11 protein-coding genes are annotated in these 8,133 nt (G+C 67.6%); 2 read left to right on the plus strand and 9 right to left on the minus strand.

Features of this window, described 5'->3' with window-relative positions:
- From CCN42_RS07785 to CCN42_RS44250, 7 genes are all read right to left on the minus strand, one after another.
- Positions 1-1,261 (minus strand): ThiF family adenylyltransferase (locus CCN42_RS07785; protein WP_107427556.1); only part of this gene is annotated, 1,261 nt, incomplete at its 3' end.
- The gene (locus tag CCN42_RS07790) at positions 1,258-2,262 is read right to left on the minus strand and encodes an SMODS domain-containing nucleotidyltransferase (protein ID WP_086734032.1); all 1,005 of its coding nucleotides are present in this window, start codon (positions 2,260-2,262) and stop codon (positions 1,258-1,260) included. The genes CCN42_RS07790 and CCN42_RS07785, both read right to left, overlap by 4 nt.
- Before the next feature lie 655 nt (positions 2,263-2,917).
- The gene (locus CCN42_RS07795; RefSeq protein WP_086734034.1) at positions 2,918-3,436 is read right to left on the minus strand and encodes an ImmA/IrrE family metallo-endopeptidase; all 519 of its coding nucleotides are present in this window, start codon (positions 3,434-3,436) and stop codon (positions 2,918-2,920) included.
- Positions 3,423-3,740, minus strand: coding sequence for a helix-turn-helix domain-containing protein (locus tag CCN42_RS07800; RefSeq protein ID WP_086734036.1), 318 nt, complete (start codon positions 3,738-3,740; stop codon positions 3,423-3,425). Before CCN42_RS07800 ends, CCN42_RS07795 begins: the two co-directional genes overlap by 14 nt.
- A 347-nt stretch (positions 3,741-4,087) precedes the next feature.
- Entirely contained in the window at positions 4,088-4,435 is a 348-nt protein-coding gene (locus tag CCN42_RS44240; RefSeq protein WP_245877191.1) for a tyrosine-type recombinase/integrase, read from the minus strand.
- 66 nt (positions 4,436-4,501) lie between these two features.
- Positions 4,502-4,717 carry a hypothetical protein gene (locus CCN42_RS44245; RefSeq protein WP_245877192.1) on the minus strand — a complete coding sequence of 72 codons (216 nt, stop codon included), beginning with the start codon at positions 4,715-4,717 and terminating at the stop codon, positions 4,502-4,504.
- Between the two features lie 288 nt (positions 4,718-5,005).
- Positions 5,006-5,164, minus strand: coding sequence for a hypothetical protein (locus CCN42_RS44250; RefSeq protein WP_245877193.1), 159 nt, complete (start codon positions 5,162-5,164; stop codon positions 5,006-5,008).
- Between the two features lie 297 nt (positions 5,165-5,461).
- Here CCN42_RS44250 and CCN42_RS42060 point away from each other — a divergent pair, with 297 nt between their 5' ends.
- Both CCN42_RS42060 and CCN42_RS07820 read left to right on the plus strand, forming a co-directional pair.
- Positions 5,462-5,881, plus strand: a complete 420-nt coding sequence (locus CCN42_RS42060; RefSeq protein WP_143661872.1) for a hypothetical protein — start codon at positions 5,462-5,464, stop codon at positions 5,879-5,881.
- A 155-nt stretch (positions 5,882-6,036) separates the two neighbouring features.
- The gene (locus CCN42_RS07820) at positions 6,037-6,399 is read left to right on the plus strand and encodes a hypothetical protein (RefSeq protein WP_086734040.1); all 363 of its coding nucleotides are present in this window, start codon (positions 6,037-6,039) and stop codon (positions 6,397-6,399) included.
- 147 nt (positions 6,400-6,546) lie between these two features.
- Here CCN42_RS07820 and CCN42_RS07825 read toward each other — a convergent pair whose 3' ends face one another.
- Both CCN42_RS07825 and CCN42_RS07830 read right to left on the minus strand, forming a co-directional pair.
- Entirely contained in the window at positions 6,547-7,206 is a 660-nt protein-coding gene (locus tag CCN42_RS07825; protein WP_086734042.1) for a nucleotidyl transferase AbiEii/AbiGii toxin family protein, read from the minus strand.
- The gene (locus CCN42_RS07830) at positions 7,203-7,565 is read right to left on the minus strand and encodes a hypothetical protein (protein WP_086734044.1); all 363 of its coding nucleotides are present in this window, start codon (positions 7,563-7,565) and stop codon (positions 7,203-7,205) included. Before CCN42_RS07830 ends, CCN42_RS07825 begins: the two co-directional genes overlap by 4 nt.
- Positions 7,566-8,133: the final 568 nt, after the last annotated feature.

Raw genomic sequence — 8,133 nt, forward strand, 5'->3', positions numbered from 1 at the left:
GGTCGGGGGGCGGGGTGGCGATGTCGATGCGGATGTCGTCACGGATGGTCCGCAGGTGGGAGGCCAGTGCTGTCGCCTTGGTCATGCCGATGTGGTGTTCGGTGTAGTTCTGCCGCACCAGCAGGCCGCCGGTGACACGGCCGGGGTCGCTGAGGGTGAGATGTGAGGCGCCGGCCCGGGCCACCATCTCGGCTACCCAGGAGCCGATGCCGCCGCAGCCCCAGATGTGGATGTGACAGTCCTGGAAGGCGCGGACGGGGCGGAGGGTGTCACGGCGGGTGGTGACTTCGGCGCGTTCGTCGGAGACGAAACACCATGTGATGGGGGCGTGGGCCAAGTCCTCGGGCAGGCTGCCCAGGCGGCTGGGGGTCGCGCGGCGTGCGAGGCGGCGCAGCGTGTCGCCGGCCTGGGGCGGCAGGCGGCCGGCGAGGAGGAAGGGGGACACTGCGGGTGTGGCGGGGTGTCGGACGGCCAGGACGAAGTACTGGGCGGTGCCTTCGGGGTTACGCAGGGCGCTGGCGGCGAGTGCGGTCAGCAGCGCCGGGGATGGGGCGTCGGCCGGTTGCGGGGTGTGGGCAGTGGCAGAGTGCGTGAGGGTGAGGAGTTCGGCAAGAGTGTTGCCCGCGCCCAGGGGCAGCGCGTCCGCTGGCAGGATCGGGGTGCGGTGGCTGTGGGAGTCTGCGGGGGCGCTGGTCAGGTCGAGCCGGTCGGTGGTGCGCTGGGTGAGCCATGCCGTGGCCGACCGGTGGGAGACAGGTTTTCGTACGACGACGGTGGGAGTGCCCGGGGTGTGGTGCAGGACCCCGCCTACGGGGTGGTAGAGCGCCGTGGCGGGATCGAACCTGCCGGCTGCGGCGTCGGTGAGCCACTGCCACAGGCGGTTGATGACGGGGGCGATTCCGGCAGCGGGGTCCCATTCGCGGGCCGGGTCGAGGTAGAGGCACAGTCGATCACCCTGCAGGACGTGCGGGGTGCCGGCGAACCGAATGTGGGAGGTGCGCACCTGGGGCGGCATCATCGGGGTGGCGGGCAGAGTGAGGAGGAAGTCCTCACTCTCCTTGAGCCGCAGTCCTCCTGGAGCATGGGGCATGCCGCCGGTGCAGACACTGATGGGGATGGTGACCAGGCCGTCAGTGTCGGTACGGGGGCGGCCGGTGATGCGCAGATCCGGCTCGTGCGCGGCTGCCAGCGCTGTGAGCTCCTCCAGGAGGCGACGCTGGGAGAGGCTGGGGCGGGCTGCGGGCGACTTGTGCTTGGTCATCCGGCACGTCCGGTGCGGGAGGTCGTGGTGATGAGCAGCGGGGTCGCGAACTTGGCCACCGTGGGGGTGAGGGAGGCGGTGGCACGCGGCTGGCCGGGGAAGGCGTCGCCGAACAGCTTGCGCCACAGCCGCACGCTGCGGTCGTAGTCCGGCTCGTCGTAGGCTTCGCGGATCTCGCGGGCGTGGGCGTGGATGCGGGCCCGGAAGTAGCTGTAGGTCGTCTGGTCCCAGCGGTGGTCGAAGGTGACGCCCGATCCGGAAGGGTCGACGATGGAGGGCTTGTAGGGGCGCTCCTGCAGCCATCGGTCGAGGTCCTCGACGATGGCGAGCAAGGTGGTGGGCACGTCGCTGTAGCAGCCGGGGTCCATGAGCTTCTTGATCTCCTCGACGCGTTCGCCGAGCAGGGTGGTGAGGATGATGGAGCGGGTGCCGGTGAAGGAGCCGCGGTGGTTGCGCAGGTACTTCATCAGGCGGATGACCTTGCGCAGGTTGTTGTTGGCGATGCCGTCCTTCTTCTGCATCCAGGCGGTAAACCCGGCCGGGTTGGTCTGCTCCCAGGTGTTGGCGTCGCGGTTGACGATCACCTCGCGGCCGTCGGCCAGCTGAAGGTAGGGGACGATGTCGACGTGCATGGAGTTGGCGTAGCTGAGCTGCACGCAGCGGCACTTGCGGGTGTGAGGCATGGCGCCGTAGATGCTGTGACGGTGGAGCGCGGCGTAGACCTTGTCGATGTAGGTCTTGGGGCTGTCGGCCCACTCGGTGTTCTCGGTGAGGTGGAGCATGAAGTCGGCGTCGAACTCGCTGTCGCCGACGGGGTTGATGATGGTGCGCTGCGCCCAGGAGCCCTGAGGCTTCTTGCCGCGGATGAACGAGCCGAGTTCGGGGTCGGCCTTGAGGGCCTTGTAGATGGCCTCGACGCGTACGTCGAGGAGGGCGAGCTTGGCCTGGCTGAGGTTCACGGTGTTCTTGAGGAAGGTGTCGAAGTTCTTGCGGCACTGCATGGCGAGGGTTCCTTTCTGCGGCGAGCCGGCTGAGGACTCAGGGTGGACGAAATGGGTGTGGGGCATGCCTACGGGAGACGTGACGGCATAGGGCATGAAGGGACCGCGAAGGCATGTGGGCTTGCCCGCGAGGGGGCGCAGGGGTGCGGACATGGGTGTGCTTGCGCGAGGGGCCTGGTGTGGGCTCGCGGAGGGGGCCGGCCATGGCACTGGGCAGAGGGTCGGCCGATGCACAGCATCAGCGGATGGCCTAGGGTGACGGCTGGCCATCGAGGGGAGCCGGTGCGGTCCGGTCGACGATGCCGGCCATCACGGCCAGGCACGCGTACGCGGTACCGCCCGGGGGTGAATTGTCCCGTCAGCCTCACGCCGAGCAGGGGGCCACCCGTTGTACACAGAGACCGGTCACTCCCTGCGGTAACAAGTGCACCACACGCAGCGACACTCACGCAAGACCTTTTTTGAGGGTCAGTCTGGCTGACATCTCTTCAGTGCAGGCCAGACAGTGGCTGGTTCAGCTCCTCCCCCTCAGCCATTGGCAAACTGGGGCGGGAGAGGCAAGAGGGGCACGGCTCCCAAGCGGGCGTGGCAGGGCGGCGCTAGGAACGAGCAGCGCGCGGCAGAGGGTCGGGCCGGCGGCCAGGTCCAGGTAGTGTCAGTGAGCGGGGCCGGAAACGATACCGAGGTTCATCAGACGGTAGGTCATGGCCATCTCACTCAACTGGAAACGCTTGGCCAGGACCCGCACGAGGTCGTCCGTCGTGCGGAAGCTGATGTGCTGTGCCGCCCGGCGGACCATATCCTCCGGGGCCAGCAGCGCCGCGGCGAATCGGTTAGCGTCGATTTCCTCACGGTCCGTGGCCATGCTCGAGACCGCGTTGCGGTAGTTCACGCGCGCGTCGGTGTCCAGAATAAGCGGGCGTCCTTCGTGCAGGCGCAGGTGCCCCAGTTCGTGCGCCACCGTGAAGCGCCGCCGTTCGAAGGAGTGCGCCTGGTTGACGCCGATGACGCAGGCTCCGTCCTTACGCAGGAGCATGCCAGAGACGTCGTCGTCCATGTGCTGCGGGACGACCAGGACGCCAAGGTGCTTGGCCAGGGCGAAGGGATCGACCGGCGGGGCGTCGATCCGGAATTCCCGCAGCAGCCCGCGGGCCGCCAGGTCAGCCTTCGCCACGGACACCCCTCCTCTTTGAGGCCTGCGCCCACACCGCGGCAACATCGGCGGCATGCCGCGCGGCAAGTCCGGACGCTTCATCCAAGTGGAGCGAGGGAAGCAGGTCCGCAGGGTCCGCGTTGACCGCTGCGGCAATCAAGGCAAGCCGGTAAAGAGGCGGGGACTGGGTTCCGGACTCGATGTTCGTGATCGAACCGCGCGTCAGCCCCGCCTGACGCGCTACGTACTCCTGCGTCACCCCGGCACGCATCCGCGCCTCACGGATCAGCCGGGCAACGGTCTCGTTGAACTCCCGCTCGTCCACATATCCCCCAAGCGCTGCCAGTCTCACTGACAACCTAGTTCCCTGCCCTGCACCCGACCAGCCCTGGGCGGTGACACGCTGACCGGACCGGCCTGCTTCACCTGGCCGCCGGACCGGAAGGTTGCCTCGGCATGGCGAGATGCCGTCACTCGACAGAAGGCGCGCACAGTGCCTGCGGTGACAGGAGCACTGTCGATCGCCTACCGGGGCAGGGGAACAGCCATGCGGCGCGCCCGCGCATTTCTATCCTGCCGGGTTGGCCCTGCGATGGCCAGCGCGCACCAAGATCCGGACAATTCCCGGACCAGCTCACGCCAGGAGGCCACAGCGGGTGCCGTCTTGCCAGGTCAGCGTGGGCCCCCCGCTGTACCACCAGCGGACGAAGAACCTGCTGTTCCCTCAAATCCGGAAATCAAGCTGCTTCCCAGAGGCCGGCGTCCAGGATCCGGGCGGGCCTTGGTGATGCTGCCCGGCATCAGGTGCCGGTAGGTCCGGTACGTCTCCTCGATGGACTTGTGCCCCATCCATTCCGCGACGTCGGTGATGGGGATGCCGTTCCCGAGGGCGTTCGAGGCGAAGTAGCGCCGGAAGCCGTACATCCCGACCCCCTCCCCCAGCGGGAGGTCCGCGAAGAGCTTCCTCACCCGCCGGCGCTCCATGCGTTCGGTGAAGTAGCCGCCCGGGCCCCGCAGCAAGTAGCCGTCCTTCGTGGTGCCGTGCTTCTCCTCGTACCGCTCGATCGCCTCGTGGACCGATCGCGGCTAAGGCACCTCCCGGAACTGCCCCACCTTGCGGTGCTTCAGCTTCGCCGACTTCAGCGTGTTGGAATGGACCTGCTCACGCATCCGGTACATGTCCTGCGCCACCACGTTGTTGATGTTCACCGCCCGCGCCTCACTGTTGCGCAGGCCGCACCCCGCCATCTTGACGATCTCCAGCGCCAAGTCCTCGTCGGCGACCGTTAGCGCCTTCTTCACGTATGCGAGCGACGGAATGGCCACCTGCTCCGGACGTATTCGGGTTCAGCCCGTAGTCGTCCACCTGGTCGGCGGAGAGCGCCGCCGGCTCCCTGGTCCGCTCGGTCGCCACGTACAGCATGATTACGAACATGCCGAAGAACAGCAGCGACGCCATGGCCCCCTTGGTGTACGCGTCCTGAAGAATCGTCTTGAGGACCCGGAATATGCTCATCTGGTTTCCCCGACCGACCCTGTCGCTCTCCATCTCGTCCAGGAACCGCTCCACCACCATCGGCGTGACCGAACTCAGCTCCGTGATCCCAGGCGCGGGACGATGTGCACGTTGATCGAGCTGTCGACGTGCCAGCCGGTGAAATAGTCCGTCATCCTGCGCTGGCGGAGGCGCCACTGCTTGGCGTACTCCTCGACCGTCAGCTGCCCAAGTTTCCGACGGGCCGCCGCCACCGACAGCGTCGTGGTCTTCTTCTCCGCGTAAAGCTGCGTGAGGCGTTCGAACGCATCGTCCTGCGTGGCGTATCAAGACTCGTCGCGCTGCTTGCCGAGCGCGTCCCGGAAACGGGTGGGGCAGCGGGTGAGCTTCGCACAGCCGCAGTCCTTGAAGGAGGACCCCGTGCCGCGGGCGAGCTGTCGGGCCGTCGATGAACCATCCGTTCAAGCCCAAGACCCGGGGCGGCCTCGGTCAGGCTCGGCTGCGGTACTGCCCGCAAGTCAGCCGCGGAATCCGCGGTGGGGGTCTCGCGCTTGGACGTTCAGGAACGGTTCGAACCAGGCTGCGGCACGGAGATCGCCGATGCCCATGTGCTGATTCGTCTCGCCGTCCGGGTCCTCGATCCCGTCGAGGCGAGCGTTGTAGAGCATCAGCACGTCGGTGTCCTGGAAGAACACTTCGGAGCACATGCCGAAGTCGTAGTCGTCACGGTGGCTGGGCAGCTTCCCATGGTCACCAGCAGCATCGTCTTCAACCTCGCGGTCGGCCGCGTCACGAATAGCGAGATGAAGAACAAGTTCCTCGGCCGTGCAGGTGGGCTCGGGCCACTGCCCGCGTTCGAGGTCACTGGCGAGGTCGTCAGCGGCTCGGGCGAACCTACGGCGCCACTGGAGGAACGGATCTCGTCCATCACACCCTCTCCGTTACTGCGGGCTGATCAGCGGCGATCGTAGGAGGCGGCACTAACATTCGAAGGGCGAGCCGGACGTCGCGGTGGACGTCCCCGCTCCCCCGTCTCCGAGGCGGCGCGCGGGCAACTTCTCAGATCCAACCTCGCCACCGCCCCGACTCGATACCGTGTCGCTCCAGTCGACTGGAGGGGGCTCACATGAAGTATGGAGATGCGGACTACATGGCTGCCCGGGACGCCATAGTAGTGATTCTGAAGGGGTGGGCCCGAGAGGGCCGGACCGACACCTACAAGGCGCTGAGCGAGGCCGTGGCACCGGAGCACCGGGTGCACTACCACGGCCGGATGATGTCGCTTCTGCTGGCAGACGTCTGCCGCCGGGACAGCACCGGTCCCGAGCCGATGCTGTCAGCACTGGTAGTCAATGGATCCAGCCGGAAGCCTTCCGACCAATTCGTCGAGCTGGCCGTTACCGAATTCCACCGTCGAGACCCGGACTGGACATGGGAGTGGGAGCGGGATGCAGTGTTTGACCGTTACCGCAGCCCGGTTTCGCCGTGAGTCCACTGCGGGTATCGCTCGGCTGCCATGCACATCCGTCGTGCAGGGCAGCCACCCACCGTGGACGGCTCGGGGTTGGAACCTGCCGGCTACACCGCATCCTCTTGTTGCAACGGCGGTAGAGGGGATGGACGCGATGACCGCCTCTCAGGCGTTCTCGTCATGGATCCGCGCACCCAGATCCTCCGCCCACTCCAGCGCCCACGCCTTGAGTTCTTGGATCTGTCGGGAGGTGAGCCCGTACGCGGTGTAGTCCTCATCCTCGTACCAGTCCGCGCCGATCAGCCGGTCCCGGAGGTCTTCGAGGCTGAACTCGTCATGGGCGCGACGGCGGCCCAGGGATTCTAGGTCGGCGGTGGAGCGGTGGCGGGAGGCAGCCTGGACGTCGATGAGGTCGCGGACGGTGCCGCGGTCGGCGAGGGCACGGACCTTGGTGCCGATCACGTCGTCGAGGGAAAGAACGGGGCCGTAGGGGGTCTGGGCGGGCGGAGCCCAGAACGCCTCCTTGAGGACGTCGACCTCACACTCCTCGCCGGTGTCCGGATCGGTGACGAGAAACCGGCCACTGAGCGGATCGGTCTGGACGTGCGTGGTCCGCCATCCGCGCGCGCTGAGGCCGGCTGTGAGTGAGGCGACGATCTCCTGCATCGGAGCGGGGTTCTCGGTGGCGACGTCGAGGTCACGACTGAAGCGTTCGACCAGGCCGTGGGCCTGCACGGCGTATCCGCCGGTGAGGACCAGAGGGTAGGGGGAGCCGAGGTCGAGGATGTCGGCGAGGAGACGCTCGTGGAGCGGAGTGAGCTTCACGCGGCGGTCGTGTCGGCCGGAGCGGTGCGGAGCAGCTCGGGGAAGGCGTCCTCCCAGACCTCGCGGATGTAGGGACTGATCAAGCGCCGCAGCACGGGCCACTGCTCGGCGAGCAGCCGGTAGTGAAGGAGGGTCACCAGGTCCTCGCGCAGCCCTTCGGCGAGGACGGTCCGGTAGAGCGTCATGCGGGACTTCGGACGGTCCAGGCTGTAGCTCGTCCGCCCGGACCAGACGATGTGGAGCGGCAGGTCCACGTTGCCCTCGATGGGGCCGGCCAGCTCCTGCAAGCACTCGGGCAGTCGGCTGCGATAGCGGTCCCGCAGCACCTCGGCGCGGGGCGCGGTGGTCGTCGTGTCCATGCATCCAGTATCACTGCTGGGAGGCGGCGGCATGGCGGGATACGGGGGTCCCCTGTCGTACGTACGTACGTCGGGCGGGCGCCCGCCCTTCCCTCGGACATCTCACCCAGTGGGCGCAGCGCGTCATAGCCTACCCGTGCAGGCCCCCAGGTGGCGCGGCAACCGGCTGCCCTGCAGACCCGGGACCAGCCCCGCTCGCGGGCGCGGGTGATCATGACGCAGCAGGTTACGCGGAGGGCCGCCGCAGTGGAGTCGGCTGCGGCTTCGATCTCGGTGTCGGAAATGACGACGTTGCCGAAGCCGAGGCCCATGACGCCGGCGCAATGGACGAGAAGGACACCGGGGCGGGCGAGGTCGCGGTAGCGGCCGGAGGGGGCAGGCGGCATCCACAGGGCAGGCCGCTTCGGCTCCGCATGCAGCCCACTCACTCAGGTAACTGTCGAGCTACGCAGCGAACGTCCCCAGCGGGAGCCAGGCACCTGTGCCCAGGTCCCCCGTCATCGCTGCCCCCAGGTCAGCAAACGCTCCGCGACCGATGCTGACCGTTTGCTGACCTGGGGGCAGCGAT

Origin of the sequence: Streptomyces glaucescens (assembly GCF_002154375.1) — a bacterium.
Lineage (GTDB): Bacteria > Actinomycetota > Actinomycetes > Streptomycetales > Streptomycetaceae > Streptomyces > Streptomyces glaucescens.

Bases quoted from the DNA above. Each gene is read 5' to 3' on its own strand.
- CCN42_RS07820 (WP_086734040.1), top strand. From the start codon at position 6,037: ATGAAGTATGGAGATGCGGACTACATGGCTGCCCGGGACGCCATAGTA.
- CCN42_RS07790 (WP_086734032.1), bottom strand. From the start codon at position 2,262: ATGCAGTGCCGCAAGAACTTCGACACCTTCCTCAAGAACACCGTGAAC.
- CCN42_RS07830 (WP_086734044.1), bottom strand. From the start codon at position 7,565: ATGGACACGACGACCACCGCGCCCCGCGCCGAGGTGCTGCGGGACCGC.